17 protein-coding genes are annotated in these 19,391 nt (G+C 67.4%); 11 read left to right on the forward strand and 6 right to left on the reverse strand.

Annotated features, from left to right (window positions below; all coding sequences use genetic code 11):
• Positions 1–138 precede the first annotated feature (138 nt).
• Positions 139–1,467, reverse strand: a complete 1,329-nt coding sequence (locus E1263_RS35225; protein ID WP_132175460.1) for an acyl-CoA dehydrogenase family protein — start codon at positions 1,465–1,467, stop codon at positions 139–141.
• Positions 1,468–1,572: 105 nt separating this feature from the next.
• On the opposite strand from E1263_RS35225, the gene E1263_RS35230 reads away from it, so the two are divergent.
• The 4 genes from E1263_RS35230 to E1263_RS35245 are packed head-to-tail and all read left to right on the forward strand — an operon-like array spanning position 1,573 to position 5,800.
• Positions 1,573–2,313, forward strand: a complete 741-nt coding sequence (locus tag E1263_RS35230; protein WP_132175462.1) for a TetR/AcrR family transcriptional regulator — start codon at positions 1,573–1,575, stop codon at positions 2,311–2,313.
• A complete protein-coding gene (locus tag E1263_RS35235) occupies positions 2,310–3,587 on the forward strand; it encodes an acetyl-CoA C-acetyltransferase (RefSeq protein ID WP_132175464.1) in 1,278 nt (425 codons plus the stop codon). The genes E1263_RS35230 and E1263_RS35235 overlap by 4 nt, the downstream gene beginning before the upstream one ends.
• Before the next feature lie 10 nt (positions 3,588–3,597).
• Positions 3,598–4,944 (forward strand): 3-oxoacyl-ACP reductase, encoded by a 1,347-nt coding sequence (locus E1263_RS35240; RefSeq protein WP_132175466.1) that lies wholly within the window; start codon positions 3,598–3,600, stop codon positions 4,942–4,944.
• A gap of 1 nt (position 4,945) precedes the next feature.
• Positions 4,946–5,800, forward strand: coding sequence for a MaoC/PaaZ C-terminal domain-containing protein (locus tag E1263_RS35245; protein WP_132175468.1), 855 nt, complete (start codon positions 4,946–4,948; stop codon positions 5,798–5,800).
• Here E1263_RS35245 and thrS read toward each other — a convergent pair.
• Both thrS and E1263_RS35255 read right to left on the reverse strand, forming a co-directional pair.
• Entirely contained in the window at positions 5,782–7,020 is a 1,239-nt protein-coding gene (gene thrS / locus E1263_RS35250; protein WP_132175470.1) for a threonine--tRNA ligase, read from the reverse strand. The two genes, E1263_RS35245 and thrS, sit on opposite strands and share 19 nt — an antisense overlap.
• Before the next feature lie 168 nt (positions 7,021–7,188).
• A complete protein-coding gene (locus tag E1263_RS35255; protein WP_132175472.1) occupies positions 7,189–8,028 on the reverse strand; it encodes an acyl-CoA thioesterase in 840 nt (279 codons plus the stop codon).
• A gap of 157 nt (positions 8,029–8,185) precedes the next feature.
• Here E1263_RS35255 and E1263_RS35260 point away from each other — a divergent pair, with 157 nt between their 5' ends.
• On the forward strand, positions 8,186–8,620 hold the full coding sequence (locus tag E1263_RS35260; protein ID WP_238161844.1) for a DoxX family protein: 435 nt from the start codon (positions 8,186–8,188) through the stop codon (positions 8,618–8,620).
• Between the two features lie 451 nt (positions 8,621–9,071).
• Here the strand turns inward: E1263_RS35260 and E1263_RS35265 are convergent, their stop codons facing one another.
• Positions 9,072–9,911 (reverse strand): SDR family oxidoreductase, encoded by an 840-nt coding sequence (locus tag E1263_RS35265; protein WP_132175476.1) that lies wholly within the window; start codon positions 9,909–9,911, stop codon positions 9,072–9,074.
• Positions 9,912–9,975: 64 nt separating this feature from the next.
• Here E1263_RS35265 and E1263_RS35270 point away from each other — a divergent pair, with 64 nt between their 5' ends.
• Positions 9,976–10,323: a winged helix-turn-helix transcriptional regulator gene (locus E1263_RS35270; RefSeq protein ID WP_132175478.1), complete on the forward strand. Its 348-nt coding sequence runs from the start codon at positions 9,976–9,978 to the stop codon at positions 10,321–10,323.
• A gap of 51 nt (positions 10,324–10,374) precedes the next feature.
• Here the strand turns inward: E1263_RS35270 and E1263_RS35275 are convergent, their stop codons facing one another.
• Positions 10,375–11,304, reverse strand: a complete 930-nt coding sequence (locus tag E1263_RS35275; RefSeq protein WP_238161845.1) for a proteasome assembly chaperone family protein — start codon at positions 11,302–11,304, stop codon at positions 10,375–10,377.
• A 175-nt stretch (positions 11,305–11,479) separates the two neighbouring features.
• Between E1263_RS35275 and E1263_RS35280 the strand changes: the two genes are divergently transcribed.
• From E1263_RS35280 to E1263_RS35300, 5 genes are all read left to right on the forward strand, one after another.
• A complete protein-coding gene (locus E1263_RS35280; protein ID WP_238161846.1) occupies positions 11,480–12,496 on the forward strand; it encodes a hydroxyacid dehydrogenase in 1,017 nt (338 codons plus the stop codon).
• Positions 12,493–14,385 (forward strand): DUF2264 domain-containing protein, encoded by a 1,893-nt coding sequence (locus E1263_RS35285; RefSeq protein WP_132175479.1) that lies wholly within the window; start codon positions 12,493–12,495, stop codon positions 14,383–14,385. The genes E1263_RS35280 and E1263_RS35285 overlap by 4 nt, the downstream gene beginning before the upstream one ends.
• A gap of 51 nt (positions 14,386–14,436) precedes the next feature.
• Positions 14,437–14,964, forward strand: a complete 528-nt coding sequence (locus E1263_RS35290; RefSeq protein ID WP_132175480.1) for a ferritin — start codon at positions 14,437–14,439, stop codon at positions 14,962–14,964.
• 121 nt (positions 14,965–15,085) lie between these two features.
• Positions 15,086–15,976, forward strand: a complete 891-nt coding sequence (locus E1263_RS35295) for an SDR family NAD(P)-dependent oxidoreductase (protein WP_132175481.1) — start codon at positions 15,086–15,088, stop codon at positions 15,974–15,976.
• Entirely contained in the window at positions 15,973–17,523 is a 1,551-nt protein-coding gene (locus E1263_RS35300; protein ID WP_132175482.1) for an AMP-binding protein, read from the forward strand. The genes E1263_RS35295 and E1263_RS35300 overlap by 4 nt, the downstream gene beginning before the upstream one ends.
• Here E1263_RS35300 and E1263_RS35305 read toward each other — a convergent pair whose 3' ends face one another.
• Positions 17,524–19,107 carry an alpha/beta hydrolase gene (locus E1263_RS35305; protein ID WP_132175483.1) on the reverse strand — a complete coding sequence of 528 codons (1,584 nt, stop codon included), beginning with the start codon at positions 19,105–19,107 and terminating at the stop codon, positions 17,524–17,526.
• Positions 19,108–19,391: the final 284 nt, after the last annotated feature.

Raw genomic sequence — 19,391 nt, forward strand, 5'->3', positions numbered from 1 at the left:
AGGGTACGTCGGAGATCCAGCGCCTCGTCATCTCCCGAGCCATCTCCGGCATGCGGATCAGGGAGGAACTTTCATCCCCCGCCGGTGCGTAGCGGGCGACGTAGGAGCTCGCGTAGCACCGGCGGGGGATGAAAGTTCCTACCTGATCCGCATGCCGGAGATGGCTCGGGAGATGACGAGGCGCTGGATCTCCGACGTACCCTCAAAAATCGTGTAGATCTTGGAGTCGCGGTGCATGCGCTCTACCGGGTACTCGCGGGTGTAGCCGTTGCCACCCAGGATCTGGATGGCTTCTTCGGTGACCTTGACGGCTACTTCGCTGGCCTTCAGTTTGGCCATTGAGCCTTCGCCGTGGCGGTAGTCGATCTGCTGGCCGCGCATCAACGCCGCGGACATGAATCCGGCGCGCCAGACGAGGAGGCGGGCGGCGTCGATCTCGGTGGCCATGTCGGCGAGTTTGAAGGCGATGCCCTGGTTGTCGATGATCGGCCGGCCGAACTGCTCGCGGCCCTTGGCGTACTCGAGGGCGAACTCGTACGCCGCCCGCGCGATGCCGATCGCTTGTGAGCCGACGATGTGGCGGGTGATCTCGAAGGTTGCCATGGAGGCGTTGCCGCGGGAGGCGGTGCCGTTCTTCTCGCGGGCGCGGGCCAGTCGCTCGTCGAGCTTCTCCTTGCCGCCGAGGACGTTGGCGGCCGGGATGCGAACCTGGTCGAAGAAGACGTCGGCGGTGTGCGAGGCGCGCAGGCCGTGCTTCTTCAGTTTGGTGCCCTGCTCGAGACCCTTGACCTCGGACTTCGGTACGACGAATGCGGCCTGGCCCTTGCTGCCCAGCGACGGGTCGACGGTGGCGACGACCACGTGGATGTCGGCGATGCCGCCGTTCGTGGCCCAGGCCTTCTGGCCGTTGATGACCCATTCGTCGGTCTTCTCGTCGTACGTCGCCTTGGTGCGGATCGCGGAGACGTCGGAGCCGGCGCCTGGCTCGGAGGAGCAGAAGGCGGCGACGCGGACGTCGTCGGCGGTGCCGTAGCAGCGGGGCAGCCACTGGCTCCACTGCTCGGGGGTGCCGTTGGAGAACACCGCGGAGCTGGCCAGTCCAGTTCCGACGAGCGACATACCGATTCCGGCGTCACCCCAGAAGAGCTCCTCCTGCACCAGCGGCATCAGCAGGCCGGACGGGTCGATGAACAGGTTGATGCTGGCGTCCATGCCGTACAGGCCGATCTTCGCGGCCTCCTGGATCACGGGCCACGGCGTCGTCTCGCGCTCGTCCCACTCCGAGGCGGCCGGGCGCATCACGTCGGCGGCGAAGGTGTGGGCCCAGTCACGGATCTCGATCTGCTCGTCGTTGAGGTTGAGGTTGAAGGTCTGCCACTCCGGCTTCGAGCGCTCGGCCGCCAGCTCGCCGGCCAGGGCCATTACGTCGGCCGAGAGTGCCGGCTCGGTGGGTGCAGAAGTGGTCATCGATTCCTCCGGAGCTGACTGCAGGGTGGTCGTACAGGAGTGATGTTACCCACGAGTGTAACTACCGTTTGCACCTAGGGGTACCTGTATGGCTAAGATCGGTACATGAGCTCCGCGTTGCTCGCGATCGGACGCCGCCGGACCACGGCGGAGCGTCGGCGCGACCGGGAGCGGGACATCATCCGGGCCACCCGGGAGTTGTTCGACGAGCGGGGCACGATCGACGCTCAGATCGACGATATCGCCAAGCGGGTCGGGATCAACAAGGCGCTGATCTACCGGCACTTCGCCGGTAAGGAGGAGCTGTTCGCGCTCACCCTGGTCGACTACCTGGGCGAGCTGGACACCCGGCTGCAAGCAGTCGACAACCCTCGCCGCGCGCCGCTCAACCGGCTCAAGGCTCTCGCTGAAGTGTTCGTCGACTTCTGCCTGGAGTTCCCCGCCTTCACCGACTGCGCGATGAGTCTGCTCCGCAGGTCCGGTGAGGAGCTGTTCGGCGAGATCACGGAGCCGGTCATGATCACCCTCGGTACGGCGATGGCTGCGGCCCTGGGCCGGATTGCCGTCGTACTGGAAGCGGGTCAGCGCACGGGCGCGTTCGCGAAGGCGGATACCGCTTACCTGGCCAATCACCTGTACACGCAGACGCTCGGATCGTTGCACATGGCAAGGGTCGGGCTGATCGTGTCGAGCGGGAAACCGGGGCATCCGGTGGTGCATCATGCCGAGGTGGCGACGGTGCGGGCGACCGCGATCACCGCCACGTTGGCGACGGCAGTGGGGCGCTTCGCCTATGAGGTTCCCAAGAAGGCACAGAGAGCACGACGAGCAGGAGACCAATCATGACCGAGCCCCGCAGAGTGGCCGTTGTCGCCGGCAACCGGATTCCGTTCGCGCGCCAGGACAAGACGTACCGGCACTCGTCGAACTCCGACATGCTGACCGCCGCCATCAACGGGCTGGTCGACCGGGCCGGGCTCGGTGGGCAGGAGGTCGGCGAGGTCGTGGCCGGTGCTGTGCTGAAGCACGCCCGCGACTGGAACATGGTGCGCGAGGTGGTGCTCGGGTCGAAGCTCGCTGCCACGACTCCGGCGTTCGACATCCAGCAGGCCTGCGGGACCGGTCTTGAGGCCGCGATCCTGGTCGGCAACAAGATCGCGCTCGGCCAGATCGACTCCGGGATCGCGGGCGGCGTCGACACTGCGTCGGACGCGCCGATCGCGGTCAACGACAAGCTGCGGAACATCCTGCTCGATCTGAACCGGGCCAAGACGTTCCAGGACCGGCTCAAGGTGCTCGCCCGCGTGCGGCCGAAGGACGTCGTACCGGAGATCCCGCGCAACGCCGAGCCGCGGACGCGGAAGTCGATGGGTGACCACGCTGCGCTGACCGCGCTTGAGTGGGGCATCACGCGGGAGGCGCAGGACGAGCTTGCGTACCGCTCACATGTGAACCTGGCTGCGGCGTATGACCGCGGCTTCCAGCAGGACCTCATCACGCCGTACCTCGGCCTCGAGAAGGACCAGAACCTGCGCCCGGACACCACGATCGAGAAGCTCGCCAAGCTCAAGCCGGCATTCGGCAAGGGCGAGACGGCCACCATGACGGCCGGCAACTCGACCCCGCTGACCGACGGGGCATCCGCCGTACTGCTGGCTACGGATGAGTGGGCCGAAGAGCACGGGCTGCGGCCGCTCGCTTACCTGACGCACTCGCAGACCGCAGCGGTCGACTATGTGAAGGGCGCCGAAGGGCTGCTGATGGCTCCCGCCTACGCGGTGCCGCGGATGCTGGCACGCGCCGGGCTGACGCTGCAGGACTTCGACTACTACGAGATCCACGAGGCGTTCGCCTCCCAGGTGCTCTCGACGCTGAAGGCGTGGGAGGATCCGATCTTCTGCAAGGAGCGGCTCGGCCTCGACGCCCCGCTGGGCGAGATCGACCGCGCCAAGCTGAACGTGAACGGCAGCTCACTCGCCGCGGGCCATCCGTTCGCGGCAACCGGCGGGCGGATCGTCGCCGCGCTGGCCAAGCAACTCGACGAGAACGGCGGTGGCCGCGGCCTGATCTCGATCTGCGCCGCGGGCGGCCAGGGTGTCGTCGCCATCCTCGAGAAGTAGGAGCAGACCCATGACGGACCGCTACCAGACCTTCACCCGGACGCCGCTCGGCCAGACCCTGGTGAAGAACCTCGGGCTCCCCGACCCGGTGCCGCTGCAGCGCTGGACCGAGGGTTCGCGCGTCATCGACGGCTCGGTCGTCTTCGGCGGGATCGGTGAGACCGAAGCAGGCAAGGCGATCCAGGCCCTGCTGCGCGACATCGGTGCCACCTTCAGTACGGCGACCGAAGGCGTGGCGTCGAGCCAGATCCGCCCGAAGGCGCTCGTCTTCGACGCGACCGGCGCGACATCGACAGCCGACCTGACGAGCCTCCAGCGCTTCTTCTCCCCCGTCATCCGCCAGCTCGCACCCGCGGGTCGCGTGATCGTCGTCGGGCGGACGCCGGAGCTCGCGACCTCGACCGAGCAGCACATCGCGCAGCGAGCGCTCGAGGGCTTCACGCGTTCGCTCGGCAAAGAGGTCAAGCGAGGAGCGACGGTCAACCTCGTGTACGTCGCTCCTGACGCACACGAGCAGCTCGATTCGACCCTGCGCTTCTTCCTCTCTCCCAAGTCCGCGTACGTCGACGGTCAGGTGGCGCGAGTCGGCACCGGTCCCCTGGTCGGCAACGACCCGGAGCGCCCGCTGGCCGGCAAGGTCGCGCTCGTGACCGGCGCTGCTCGCGGTATCGGGGCAGCCATCGCCGACACGCTCGCACGTGATGGCGCGACCATCCTCGGTGTCGACGTCGCGCAGAACGCCGACGCCCTGCGCAAGGTGATCACCCGGCTGGGTGGTTCCGAGCTGATTCTGGATGTGACCTCGGTCGACGCCGCGCAGCGGATCGCCGCGCATGCTCACGAGCAGTACGCCGGTCTCGACATCGTCGTGCACAACGCGGGCATCACGCGGGACAAGCGGCTGGCGAACATGCGCACCGACACGTGGGACGCCGTACTGGATGTGAATCTGCGCGCTCCCGAGCGGATCACCGAGCACCTGGTCGAGGCGGGCACGATCCGCGCCGGCGGCTCGATCATCGGCGTCGCGAGCATCGCCGGGATCGCGGGCAACAACGGTCAGACGAACTACGCGACCTCCAAGGCCGGAGTGATCGGTCTGGTGCAGGCGCTCGCGCCGAAGCTGGCCGAGAAGCAGATCCGGATCAACGCGGTCGCGCCCGGGTTCATCGAGACCGAGATGACCGCGAAGGTGCCGTTCACGATTCGTGAGGTCGGCCGGCGGATCAACTCGCTGCAGCAGGGCGGGTTGCCGGTCGACGTGGCCGAGACGATCGCGTGGTTCGCCGACCCGGCCTCGGCCGGCGTCACCGGCAACGTGATTCGCGTCTGCGGCCAGAGCCTGCTGGGCGCCTGACATGCCAACACGTCGGTACGACGACTCCCCCAGCCTGAGCGGTCTCTACGCGAAGACGGTGAAGGCGACACTGCGGCGTGCCGACTACGAGCCGGACGCGGACGGTTTGACGCTGGAGCTTCCACATTCGGCGATCGACCAGGACCACCTGGCGGCGTACCGGGATGTCACCGGGTTCCCCGCCGGGCCGGCGCTCCCGGCGACGTACCCGCATGTCCTGGCGTTCCCGCTGCACCTCGATCTCATGTCGGATCCGTCGTTCCCCTACAAGCCGATGGGGATCGTGCACCTGTCCAACACGATCACGCAGAAGCGGCCGTTGCCGATCCACGCGGAGCCCGCGATCCGCGTGCACAGTACGCCGGAACGCCCGCACCCGAAGGGGATCGTCTTCGACGTCGTCAGCGAGGTGCTCGTCGACGGTGATGTGGTCTGGTCGGATCTGACCACGCTGCTGAGCCGATCGAAGGGTTCGGAAGGGTACGTCGATCTGCTGCCTGACCCTGAGCTGCCGCCTGCCGCCTGGTGGGATCTGCGCGGGAACCTCGGCCGCCGGTACGCCGCTGCGTCCGGCGACCGGAATCCGATCCACCTGTTCAAGCTGACTGCGCAGGCGTTCGGATTCCCGCGCCAGATCGCGCACGGCATGTGGGCCAAGGCTGCCGCGCTCGCTTCACTGGAGCGCGCCGGGAAGCTCCCGGACGCATTCACCGTCCGGGTCGACTTCCGCAAGCCGCTGCTCCTCCCCTCCCGCGTCCAGTTCGGCTTCAACGCTGTCGGCAAGACCACCGACTTCGTCCTGTACGACGAGGCGCACGAAGTGACCCACCTGATCGGTCAGTTGCAGGAGGACTGAAGCGCGCCGGGAACCACCTCTCGCGCGATCTGGTCGAGCACCTCGCCGATCGGTGCCGCCTCACGGCGGCTGCCGTCGCGTTCGCGGATGGCGAGCAGGCCGGCGGCGGCCTCGCGGGCGCCAAGGATCGCCTGGTACGGCGCCAACCGGTTCTCACGGATTCGCGCGCCCAGGTTGCCCTCATCGGCATGAGCGACCTCGACCCGGAGACCTCGCGATGACGCCCGGCGAGCCACCTCGACGGCGAGCTTCTCCTCGTCGTCGGAGATCGGGAGAACGACGAGCTGGACCGGTGCGAGCCAGGCCGGGAACGCGCCGCCGTGCACCTCGATGACCTGAGCGACCGCTCTCTCGATGCTCCCGACGATCGCCCGATGCACCATCACCGGCCGGTGCTTGTTGCCATCAGCACCGATATATTCGAGGCCGAACCGCTCCGGCTGGTTGAAGTCCAGCTGGATGGTGGACAGGCTGTACTCGCGGTCAGCCGAATCGATCACCTGGATGTCGATCTTCGGACCGTAGAACGCCGCGTCACCCGGCGATTCGACGTACGGGATGTTGGCGTTGTCGAGGACCTCGCGCAGGAGGCTGGCGGCGTGTGCCCAGCTCTCGGCATCGCCGACGTACTTGCTGTCCGGGCTGCCGATGACCGCGTCCTCCGCTGGTAACGCGAGAACATAGCGCGCTGCACTGATTCCGAGGTCGGCGTACGCCTGGTTGATTAGAGCAAGCGCCGCGGCGGCTTCCGACGCGACCTGGTCGAGGCGGCAGAAGATGTGGGCGTCGTTCAGTTGCATCGCTCGGACTCGGCTGAGCCCGCCGATCACTCCAGACAGCTCGGAGCGATACTGGCCGCCGAGCTCGGACAACCGCAGTGGAAGTTCGCGGTAGCTGTGGGCGCGAGAACGGTAGATCAGCGCGTGATGTGGGCAGATGCTCGGCCGCAGGACCAACTCCTCGCTGCCCATGTCCATCGGCGGGTACATGTCGTCGCTGTACTTCTCCCAGTGCCCCGAAATCTCATAGAGCGCTCGCTTCGCGAGAACGGGCGAATAGACCTGCTGGTACCCGGCGCGTCGTTCGACTTCGCCGATGTAGCTCTCCAAGGCATGCCGTACGGCGGCGCCCGCCGGAAGCCAGTACGGCAGACCCGCACCGATCAGCGGGTCAGAGTCGAACAGGCCGAGCTCGCGGCCGAGTTTGCGGTGGTCGTACATGGTGGGATCTCCTCGTTGAGATGAGGCGATCCCCCAGGCAGGCATGAAAAAACCCCGGGGCAATCGCCCCGGGGTTTGACAGTCAGGTGTCAGCGCGCCGAGACATTCTCCGGCGTCGTCGTCTCTACTGCGCGCTGCAACATGTCCCCTACGTTAGCCACAAGACCCTCACTTGCTCAAGTCCAATCCGATCGGGCGGATGAGACCTTCCTGCGCAACCGATGCGACCAGGCGGCCGTCTTCGGTGAAAAGGCGGCCGGTCGCGAAGCCGCGGGCGCCCGAGGCCGACGGTGACGTCTGGTCGTAGAGCAACCATTCGTCGGCGCGGAACTCGCGGTGGAACCAGAGCGCGTGATCCAGCGACGCCGGCTGGATGCGGCGGTCGCCGAGCACGATGCCGTGCGGAAGCAGGCTCGCGCCGAGCAGTGTCAGATCGCTGGCGTAGGCGAGCACGCAGGCGTGCAGCGCCGGCTCGTCGGGAAGCTTGCCTGCGGCACGGATCCAGAACTGGCGACCGGTGACTCCTGCCAGCCTGACGTCCAGCGCTGACCATTCGCGATCCCAGTCCGCGGCGGCGCGGCCTGACTGCGCCTCGAGCACGCTGGACAGGGTCGGCGCTTCTTCCGGCGGTACGACGTCAGCCGGGATCGGCTCCTGGTGATCGAGACCGGGCTCGGGCTTCTGGAATGACGTGGACATGTAGAAGATCGGCTTGCCGTGCTGCGACGCGACGACTCGGCGGCTCGAGAAACTGCCGCCGTCGCGGGTGCCTTCGACCCGGTAAATGATCGGCACCGTCGTATCGCCGCCGCGCAGGAAGTACGCGTGCAGCGAGTGCACGATCCGCCCGTCGTCGACGGTTTGCCCGGCCGCGGCCAGTGCTTGGCCCAACACCTGCCCGCCGAACACCCGCTGCAGAGCGGTCTGCGGCTGCCGGCCGCGATACAGGTCGACGTCGATCATCTCCAGGTCGAGCAGCTCGACCAGGTCCTCCAGCGACTCAGGCATGTCTCATCCTGACAGGTCGCTCCCCCTCGCTGGCGCTAGTTGGCGTTCGTCGGCTGTGCGTCCCGTCACGCGGACGCTTTCGGTGAGCTTTCGGCTCCGATCGGTAGACTTATGATTGAGAGTTCAACCACCAAGCATTTGATTGAGGAGATTCGCTGTGAAGCTGCCCCCCATTGCTCAGGACGTCGTCCTGCTGATCGCCCGCATTGGCGTCGGCATCGTGTTCGTCGCGCACGGCTGGCAGAAGTTCCAGACCAACGGCCTCGACGCCACCGCGCAGGCCTTCCAGGGAATGGGCGTCCCGTCGCCGACCATCTCGGCGTACTACGCCGCCGGAGCCGAGCTCATTGCCGGTACGGCGCTGATTCTCGGAGTCCTCACCCCGATCGCCGGCGTACTGCTCGCACTCGACATGTTCGGCGCCTTCCTGTTCGTGCACGCCCCGAACGGCATCTTCGCCAGTGACGGCGGCTGGGAACTCGTCGGCGCGCTCGGCCTGTTCGCACTGGTCGTCGCGGTCGTCGGCCCCGGCCGCTTCAGCCTCGACCGCCTCATCATCCGCGCGCCAGCGCGCGAAACAGTCGCCGCCTAGCTGCGCCGCCTAGCCGCCCGCCCCGCCGCCGCATCCCCGCGGCCGGCCCTCTCGGCGAACTGAGCCGCCGCACTTTGGGTACGAGGACGCACTTTGTGGGCCCACCAACCATTTCCAAGCGCCTTGCATGGTTGGTGGCTACCCAAAGACGCACGGCGTGCCCAAAGGTGGGTCGGCTGCTCTTTGGGTACGAAGGCCGACCTTGAGTACCCATCAACCACTTCCGGGCGTACTGCGTGGTTGATGGCTACCCAAAGACGCGCTGCCTGCCCAAAGATCCGCGGCGCGCCCAAAGACGCGGTGCGTGCCCGAAGGTGGGTCGGCTGCTCTTTGGGCGCGAGGGCCGGCTTTGGGCGCGAACAGCGACTTTGGGGGGCCACCAACCATTGCCAGGCCCGCTGCGTGGTTGGGGCGTGCACAAAGATGAACTGAGCGCACAAAGGCGGCGGCGTCAGCGGAAGGCGGGGAGGTTGTGGGTGGCCCAGGTGGCGAAGGTGTTGGGGGTTCGGCCGAGGACGCGCTGTACGTCGGGGCTTACGCGGAGCTCGGCGGGGGTTGGGGCGCCGAGGATGTCCAGGGTGTCGTCGGCTAGTTCGGGCGGCATGGCTTGGCTCATTCCGGCTTTGGCTTCGGCGCGGGTGAGTTCGTGGAAGCGAACCTCTGTTCCCAAGGCGGTGGCCAGGGCTGCGGCTTGTTGGCGTGGGGTGATGATTTCGGGGCCGGTCAGGTCGTAGGTGGCGCCGGCGTGCTGGTCGTCGACGAGCGAGGCGGCGGCTACCGCGGCAATGTCGGCCGGGTCGATGATCGGCGTACCGGTGTCGCCGAAGGGGGCTGCGACCACTCGTTGCGTGCGGACGGACCCGGCCCACCAGAGGGCGTTCGAGGCGAAGCCGCCCGGGCGGAGGATGGTCCAGTCGAGACCAGACCCCCGTACGACATCCTCCAGGGCGCGCATCGTGAGCCGGGTCGGGTCGTTCGGCCTGGTCGAGACGCCCTGCGAGGAGAGCAGGACGATTCGGCGGAGACCGTTCGACGCAGCCAGCTCGACCACGTCCGCCGGGTTAGCGTCCGGGCCGTGGAGGTCGCCCGAGAGCAGCAGGAACAGCGCCTTCGCACCGGCGAAAACGGGCTTGAGACTCGACGCATCCGACAGGTCCGCGACGACATGACGACCGCCGTACGGCGCCTCTGCGGGGCGCCGGGAGACGGCGGTGACCTGGTGGCCTGCGGCGGCCAGGGTTTGGGTGAGGGGGCGGCCAATGTTTCCGGTTGCTCCGGTGATGACGATCATGGGAACGACGCTAGGAGCAGGGACTTACTTTTCGTAAGGACGTACCTCTAGGTAAGCTCATGGCATGAGTGAAGGCTCGCAGGTCACAGAACCCCGGTATGACGTGTTTCACACTGACTGTCCGGCTCGCGACATGGTCGATCATGTGACCAGCCGATGGGGCATCTGGGTGCTCATCTCGTTGCGGAGCAACGATCTTAGGTTCTTCGAGCTGCGCGAAAGCATTCAAGGGATCAGCGAGAAGATGCTGTCCCAGAGTCTGCGGGCCCTTGTCCAGGACGGGCTGGTGTGGCGCAAGGTCGAGCCGACGACGCCGCCTCAGGTGACCTACGGGCTGACGGAGTTCGGCGTCCGGCTGAGCGAGCCACTGGAAGACCTGTTCGGCCGAATCACCCAGGAACTGAGCAAATAAAAGCGTCGGCCCACCCCCGCCCCGGGGTGGGCCGACGCCGCTCTGTGGGACCTACTTGTCGCCCTCGCGGTTCAGCTCGGCGAGGAACTGCTCGACCTCGGCGCCCAGCTCCTCCGCGGAAGGCGTTGAGTCGGCCAGCAGACTCTTCCGGCTGACCGATCCGGCAGCAGCGTCGTACTGGGTTTCCAGTGCGTTCACGACTGCGGAAGCGTCGTCCGAAGACTCGACCTGCTCGTCGACCATCCGGCCCGTGACTGCAGCCTCGTCGAGCAGAGCCTTGCTAGGGAGCAGCAGGCCGGTCGCGGCCGAGATGGCGTGGACCAGAGCCAGCGCGGCACCCGGGAAGCGGTTCTCCGCGAGGTAATGCGGGACGTGGACCGCAAAGCCCATCGCGTCCTTGCCCGCCTCGCCGAGGCGCACCTCGAGCATCGTCCCCGCGCTCGCCGGGAGGCGCATCTCGCCGTCCCAGATGTTCGAGCGGGTGACCAGCTCAGAGCGGGTCGCGTGAGCCGTCAGGCCGAGCGGCCGCGTGTGCGGCACACCCATCGGGATGCCGTGGACGCCGATCGTGAGCGTCACATTGAAGAGCTCGATCAACTGGCGGACCGCACCTGCGAACCGGTTCCAGTGATTGTCCGGCTCCGGACCCTCGAGGAGGAGGAAGTCGACCCCCGCGTCGTCGGTCAGCAGCCAGAGGTTGAGCTGCGGCGGCGTGTATTCGGTGAAGTGGTCCTCCGAGAAGGTCACCTCGGGCCGGCGCGCCCGGTAGTCGTGCAGAAGGTCGACGTCGAAGCGCGCCAGCAGGCGGCTCTCCAGCGTCTCCAGCAGGTGGTCCGCGGTCACTCGGCCGGCCTGGCCGGCGTCCATGAACCCGTCCAGGGAGTGCACCAGCACCTTGGGGGTAGCCGCCGGGCCGGTCGCCACCGACTCGTCGACGATCTCGTAGAGGTCGTCCGGTCGCAGCATGGTCGTCTCCTTCATCGTCGCCATCCGGGCGGGATCAGCGAATCTCCATCCTGCCCTGTGAAGTGACAACGTCCGCAGTCGGCCCAGGCATTCCGCTTCAGGGAAAAAACTTCACCAATTTCCGGCCCGCCGCGCCCGGGATGCGGTCCACCAGGCGACAGCTTGGGAAAGCGCTTGCTAAGTTGCTCTTGTGCGCACCGATTCCGCTCCCACCCTGACCGTGATGCTGGCCATGAACGAGGCCAGCCGCAATCGCGTCCTGGTCCCCCGTGTCCGGGCCCGGCTCGACGCGGTCGCCACCGTGCTGCCCGTCGGCCCCGGTACGTCGTTCCTCGACGACCCGGCGATCATGGCCGCGCTGCCGGAGGTCGACGTCCTGCTGACCGGCTGGGGCTGCCCGAAGATCACTCCCGAGGTCCTGGACGCGGCGCCGAAGCTGCAGGCGATCCTGCACGCGGCCGGTTCGGTGAAGCACATCGTCGATCCACTCGCGTTCGACCGCGGGATCCAGGTCTCCTCGGCCGCGTTCGCGAACGCGCTCCCGGTGGCCGAGTTCACGGTCGCCGCGATCGTGCTCTCCGGCAAACGAGCCTTCCGCCTGGCAGCGCAGTACCGGACCGAGCGCCGCAAGGCGGACCCGCACGGGATGCCGGGCAGTTACGGTACGACGGTCGGCCTGCTCGGAGCGTCGCGGATCGCGCGCCTGGTCGCGGAGCGGCTGAAGACGTACGACCTCGAGGTGCTGATCAGCGACCCGTACCTGAATGCGGATGAGGCCGCCGGGCTCGGCGCCGAGCTGGTTTCGAACGACGAACTGTTCCAGCGCAGCGACATCCTGAGCGTGCACGCCCCGCTCCTGCCCGAGACCACCGGGCTGGTCGACTCGCATCTGCTCGGTCTGCTCAAGGACGGGGCAGTCCTGATCAACACCGCCCGCGGCAAGATCATCGACGCCGCCGCGCTCGAGGCCGAGTGCGTGTCCGGGCGCATCGACGCCGTACTGGATGTGACCGATCCCGAGCCGCTGCCGGAGGACTCGCCGCTGCTCGACCTGCCGAACGTCTTCATCACCCCGCATGTCGCCGGTGCCGTCGGTAACGAGATCGCCCGCCTCGGCGAACTCGCCGTCAGCGAGCTCGAGCACCTGACGGCCGGCCGGCCGCTGCAACATGCCATCAGCCCGACCGAACTCGGAAGGCTCGCATGACCCGATTGATCCTGCCCGACACCGATCGCGTCCTCTCCCGCCAGACCGGGTGGACCCGCGCGCACTGGGAGGGATTGGCGGATCACCTGCTCGACTCGCTGGTGCCGTACTTCTCCCCCGGCTCCGCGCTGATTGAGTTGCCGGGGCGGCCAAGTCGATCCGGTACGGCGTCCGATCAGCTGGAGGGTTTTGCGCGGTCGTTCATGCTGGCCGCGTTCCGGATCGCGGGCGTGCGCGGCAAGGGGTGCGAGGCGCTGATCGAGCGGTACGCGCGGGGTGTCGCGAACGGCGCCAACCCGGAGCACCCGGAGTCGTGGCTGCGGCTGACACCGCGGTCGCAGCAGATGGTCGAGGCCGCGGCGATCGCGGTCGCGCTGCACGAGACGCGTGAGTGGATCTGGGAGCGGCTCGATGACCGCGCGCAGCAGCACGTGGCCGAGTGGCTCGGTGGGTTCATCGGGTCGACCACGCATGACAACAACTGGCGGCTGTTCCAGGTTGTGAGCGAGCAGTTCCTCGCGTCGGTCGGTGCGCCGTACTCGCAGGAGGACATCGACGGCGGGCTCGACCGGATCGAGGACTGGTACGTCGGCGACGGCTGGTACTCCGATGGCGACGGGCAGGCGTTCGACAATTACATCGGTTGGGCGATGCACCTCTATCCGGGCTTGTGGGCGCGGATGGCGGCGGCCACGCCGGGAGCGGCGTACGAGGATCGGCTGACGGTTTACCGCGAGCGGCTGAGTCTGTTCCTCGAGGATGCGGTTCACCTCGTCGGAAGCGATGGGGCACCGCTTTATCAGGGGCGTTCGCTGACTTATCGGATGGCTGCGGCCGCGCCGTACTGGATGGGTGCGCTGCTCGACGCCACTCCCCTGTCGCCCGGTCAGACGCGGCGGCTGTGCTCCGGGATCGCGCGGCATTTCGTGCAGCACGGTGTGCCAGATGAGCGTGGGCTGCTGACTCTTGGGTGGTACGACACGTTCTTGCCGACGACCCAGTCGTACTCCGGGCCAGGCTCGCCGTACTGGGCTTCGAAGGGTTTCGTCGGGTTGATCCTGCCGCCGGAGCACCCGGTCTGGTCGGATTCTGAAGAGACGATTCCGCTGGACGACGCCGACCAGGTGCGCGCGATGCCGGCGCCGGGTTGGCTCGTGCATGGGAGTCGAAACAGCCAGGTCGTGCAGCTGATCAACCATGGCGCGGACAAGCAGCCGCTGGCCGAGCCTTCCGGTGTTGAGCGGGAGGGCGACCCGCACTACAACCGGCTGGCCTACGCGAACCACGCCGGGCCGGAGTTGAGCGATGAAGCGCCGCGGATCGACAACCTGATCACCCTGGTCGCCGACGGTAAGTCGAGTGCCCGCGGGCGCATCCGCCGGCTGGGAATCACCACCCGTACGGCGTCCTCGTGGCACAACGCCTGGCTCGGATCCGAGGGGCCGTGGCGGATCGAGACCACGTCGGTGGTGCACGGCGGTTGGGAGATCCGCTGCGCGCTCGTCGAGGGACCGGCCGGCGCGCTCGTCCGCAGCGGCGGCTTTGCGGTCGCGGGAGACTCCTTGCCTGCGGCAACCACATCGGCGACGGCGGCCTCGGCGCGCAACGATGACGGACTACTCTCCGCGATCGTCGGCCTGTACGGGTACGACGAAGCCGGCCTCCACCGCGGTCTCGGAGCGAACGCCTTCGGGCCGCACTCGGCGACGCCGTACCTGACGGCTGCCCATCGCGGTGAGCCGTTGGTGCTGGTCAGCGCCGTCGTCCTGACGCGCGATGCCTTGCGGCCGGAAGCACTTGCCGAAGGCATCGATGTCGCGGTGGACGGCAAGACCGTGCGGATCACGCTGCCTGGCGGGGGTTCCGAGGTCGTCACCCTGGGTGGTTAGGCCAGCCAAACCAACGATGATAAATCTGCTCGGGATGGCTACATTGGCTGCATGAGCACGTACGAGAAACTTCTGCAAGAGCAGATCCGCAATGAGTTCACGGCCTCCCAGCAGTACGTCGCGGTCGCCGTCTGGTATGACGACCAGGACCTTCCCCAGCTGGCTGGGCACTTCTACAAGCAGGCCCTGGAAGAGCGCAACCACGCGATGATGATGGTCCAGTACCTGCTCGACAAGGACGTCCGGCCGCACATCCCCGGCGTCGGCGAGGTGGCCTCGGACTTCAAGACGGCCCTCGAGCCGCTGGAGCTCGCGCTGCAGCAGGAGATCACCGTCACCAAGCAGATCGAGACGCTGGCCCGGACGGCGCGCGACGAGAGCGACTACGTCGGCGAGCAGTTCATGCAGTGGTTCCTCAAGGAGCAGGTCGAGGAGGTCTCCGCGATGAACACGCTGGTGAACGTCGCCAAGCGGGCCGGCGACAACCTGTTCCACCTCGAGGACTTCCTCGCCCGCGAGGTTGTCGGCGACGGTGGCAGCGACCCGACGGCGCCGACCGCCGCCGGCGGCACTGTCTGAAGTCTGCAGTAGCTCGTGCGGAGGCCGGGGTCTAGTGGCCGATGACCCCGGCAGCTCCGCTGTAAACCCGGTTTAACCTTTCCCCTGTCGCTGGCGACTACTTGCGGGTAATGTCGGTCACATGGTGACCGCGAAGCGCCCGCCCGGATGGCCGTTGCTCGTCGCTCTGACGAACGGCCGGTCCCGGATCCCCGACGACCGACTGGCGACCGCGGTGCGGAATCGCGTCGTACTGGTGACTGGCTCGTCGTACGGGATTGGTGAAGCGACCGCCCGCCGCTTGGCGCGGGCCGGAGCCACGGTCCTGCTGGTCGCTCGCACGGCTGACCAACTCTCGGCAGTTGCCGATGACATCAACGCTGCGGGTGGGAAGGCCTTCGCCTATCCCACCAATCTCGCGGATCCGGCTGCCATTGAGGCGCTGGTGCGGACGATCCTTGACGAGCACGGGCGGGTCGACGTGCTCGTGAACAACGCCGGGAAGTCGATCCGGCGGTCGGTGGCTGACTCTTATCAGCGGTTCCACGACATCGAGCGGACGAATGCGGTCAACTACCTCGGGCCGGCCAAGCTGGTCCTTGAGTTGCTGCCGTCGATGCGTGCGCAACGCTCTGGCCATATCGTGAACGTGTCGACCGCCGGGGTGCGGACTCCCCCGATGGCGCGCTGGTCGGCGTACCTGGCTTCCAAGTCGGCCTTCGATGTGTGGTTGCGGTGTGTGGCGCAGGAGATTCGCGGCGACGGGGTGACTACGTCGACCGTCTATATGGGGTTGGTGCACACGCGGATGAGTGAGCCGACTCCGATGCTGAACAAGATGCCTGGGCTGAGTCCGGAGCAGGCGGCCGATCAGGTCTGTACGGCGATCGCTCAGCGACCGAACAACATCACTCCGCCGATGGTTCGACCGGCCGACGTACTGGGGAATCTGTTCCGGGTGCCGACGGATCGATTGTTCGAGGTGTACTTCCGGCGAGGCGATCGGTCGCGGAAACCGCGGAGCGCGGAGTGATCGGCGCGTCTTCGCTGCTGGAGCTCGGCCGGGTGCCGATCGCGGTGGCGAAGTCGGGGATCTGGCGGCCGGCGCATCCGGCGCATGTGCTTGGGATCGAGCGGGCGCTGCGGCACTGGGGGCAGTCGATGGCTGCGCTCGGGGCGGTGGCGGCGGTTCGGTATCCCGAGCGGGCCGCAGTGATCGACGAGAACGGGACGACGACGTACGGCGAGCTTGATCGACGGGTTGAGCGGATCGCGGCCGGGCTGCACGCCGACCACAAGATCGTTGCCGGGAGCAAGGTTGCGGTGTTGTGCCGGAATCATCGGGGGTTCCTCGAGGCGACGCTCGCGGCTTCTCGGCTGGGCGCTGATGTGTTGTTCGTGAACACGGAGTTCGCTCCCCCGCAGATGGCGGCGGTGCTGGAACGGCATGCGCCGGATCTGCTCGTGCATGATGCCGAATTTGCGGCGCCGGCCGGAATTCCCGTCGTACTGTCTGATTTGTCGGCGCTGGTTGCGTCGGAAGCGGATGCGGCTCCGCAGCCGGAGAACCCTGGGCACATCACGATCCTGACGTCGGGCACCACCGGTACGCCGAAGGGTGCGCCGCGGATGCCGACCGCGATGGGGCTGGCCGGGTTGATGGTGAGCGCGCTCGGGCGGTGTGGGCTGCGGTCGGGCGAACCAGTGGTGATCGGGCCGCCGCTGTTTCACGGGCTCGGGTTGCTGACGTCGATGATGGCCTTGTTCCTGGGGTCACCGCTCGTGCTGGCGCGGAAGTTCGACGCGGCGGAGGTGTTGCGGCAGGTCGAGGCACATCGGGTCGGCGTGATTGTCGCCGTACCGGTGATGTTGCGGCGGCTGCTTGATGTCGGATCCGGCGCGCATGAGCTGGGGTCGTTGCGGGTGGTGTTGTCGGGGGCGTCGACGCTGGGGGCGCCGCTGGCCTCGGAGTTCATTGGGCAGTTCGGGCCGGTGTTGTGTGATGCGTACGGGTCGAGTGAGGTTGGGATTGCGACGATCGCGAACTCCGCGGATCTGATCGCGGCGCCGGGGACCGTCGGGCGTCCGTGCCTGGGGAGTTCGGTGCGGATTCTGGATGCCGACGGTCGGTCGCTGCCAGTCGGCGAGACCGGGCGGATCTTTGTGAGCAGCGGGCTGGTGTTCGGCGGCTACACCGACGGGTCGAGCAAGACCGTGATCGGGCGGCGGATGAGCACCGGGGACATGGGTCATCTGGATGGCGCCGGGCGGTTGTTCATCGACGGGCGCGAGGACGACATGATCGTGTCCGGCGGGGAGAACGTGCATCCCGTCGAGGTCGAGGATTGCCTCGCGCGCCATCCCGCTGTTGCCGAGGCCGCGGTGGTCGGCGTACCGGACGATGACTTCGGGCAGCGGCTGGTCGGGTACGTCGTGCTGCGTGGTACGGCGACGCCGGACGAGCTGATTGAGCACGTGCGCGAGAACCTTGCTCGCTACAAGACGCCGCGGGAGATCATCATCATCGATGAGCTCCCCCGCAACGCCACGGGCAAGGTCCTTCGCAACAAGCTGCTCTGATCACTCCACTGGTGTGGCCCTAGTGGCCTTGAACACCTTCGGTGCCGCGGGCGTCGGCACCGGGAGCGGATGACCGGCGACCGACGTGTCCGCGCTGGGCAGTTCACCGGTCAGCAGGTACTTCGTGCCGATCGCGTTCGCCGCCGGGTTGACGGACGCTCGCGAGTTGCCGAAGACGCAGTGCTTGCCCGAGTCCCGCTCGGTCACCAGGACCGAGGTCGGCAGCGCAGCATGCAGCCTCAGCGCGCCCTCGTACGGCGTCGCAGGATCGCCGACCGTGTTGAACATCAGGATGCCCGGCAGGTCCTTGCCGGTGATCTCAGGACGGCCCTTGCTCTGGACCGACCAGCTGTGGCACGGGCTGGTGAAGACGTTGTACCAGGCGAACTGCGACGTCTTGGCGACTTCACTGGTGTCTCGTTCCCAGGTGGCCCGATCCCGCGGCCAGACCGAGTCGGAGCAGACCACCGCGTTGAAGGCGGCCAAGCCCTCTTCGGCATCAGCGCCCAGGTACGGCGCCGCGAACTCGGCGAGCGGTGCGTCGTCACCGTTCACGACGTACGCGCTGATCGCCTGGGCGAACGGGGTCCAGTTGGACTCGGTGTACATCATGCCCAAGGCGGTGCTGAGCAGTTCGCTGCCACCGACCTGATCGCGCGGGTTGGTGCGGAAGTCGGTCAGCGCCTTCGTCCAACCGGCCCGGACCTCGGCGACCGACTTCCCCAGATGAAAGACGTTGTCGTACTGCGCGATCCAGCCGAGGTAGCTGTCGAAACGCTTCTGCATCGCGGTTGCCTGGTTCAGAGAAGCCTTGTACCAAACGTCTTCCGGGGTCGGATCGATATTGCCGTCGATGATCATCCGGCCGACGTTCTGCGGGTACAGCTTCCCGTACACGGCGCCGAGGTAGGTCCCATACGAGAAGCCCAGGTAGTTGAGCTTCGCGTCGCCCAGCGCGGCGCGGAGTCCGTCCAAGTCGCGGGCGACATTCCCCGTCCCGAGGTGCGGCAGCAACGCCCCGGCCTTCGCCGCGCAACCGTCGGCGTACCCGGCCCAGGTCTTCCAGAGCTCGTCGCGGTTGGCCCGGAGGTCGGGATCGGGCTGCGGCGGGCCGAAGTACGTCGGCTCCGTGCAGCTGATGGCGTTGCTGTGCGCCACGCCGCGCGGGTCGAAGCCGATCACGTCGTACGCGTCCAGTACTGCGGGCGCCAGCCTCGTGAAACCTGTGGCGTCCGTTTTGGTCAGAGTGCCGGCATAGCTGGCACCGCCACCGCCGGGGCCGCCAGGGTTGAGCACCAGGGACCCGAGACGTTTGGCCGGGTCCTTGGCCGCGTGCTTGGTCACCAGCAGCGAGAGATGGGCGCCGAACGGCCGGCTGTAGTCCACCGGCACCGGCAGGGTCGCGCAGGTCAGTGCGGGAAAGGACTGCGCGATATCGGTCGGGCAGGCTCCGAACACCAGCGAAGCGGTGGAGGCGGAAGTCGCGGCTGCCGGGGCAGCGAGCGCCGGGGCAGCGAGTGCCGGGGCAGCGGGGGCGGTCAGAGCGAGGGATGCAGCGGCGGCAAGCGCCAAGCGAAAACGCATCTGCGGAACGCCTCCTAGATAGCGGAAAGGACGCTCCGCAAGCTATCCGCGCAAGACCCGGCAGGACAGCGTTTCGAAACCGCTCGAACCGTCAGAACAGCCCGGCAACCGGACCGGGCGTGGACCAGTTTGGGCGCCGCGCGGTGGTGGTGTGGCTGGTCGGGTTGATTCAACACAAACCGAATGGCTTCCTCGGACCGGACGCACGAGCGGCGGTCGAGGTCGAAGCCGCCCGCCGGCTCGACCCGAACAACTGCAGGTAGTCGGGGACCCCACCCCCACCC

Origin of the sequence: Kribbella antibiotica (assembly GCF_004349055.1) — a bacterium.
Lineage (GTDB): Bacteria > Actinomycetota > Actinomycetes > Propionibacteriales > Kribbellaceae > Kribbella > Kribbella antibiotica.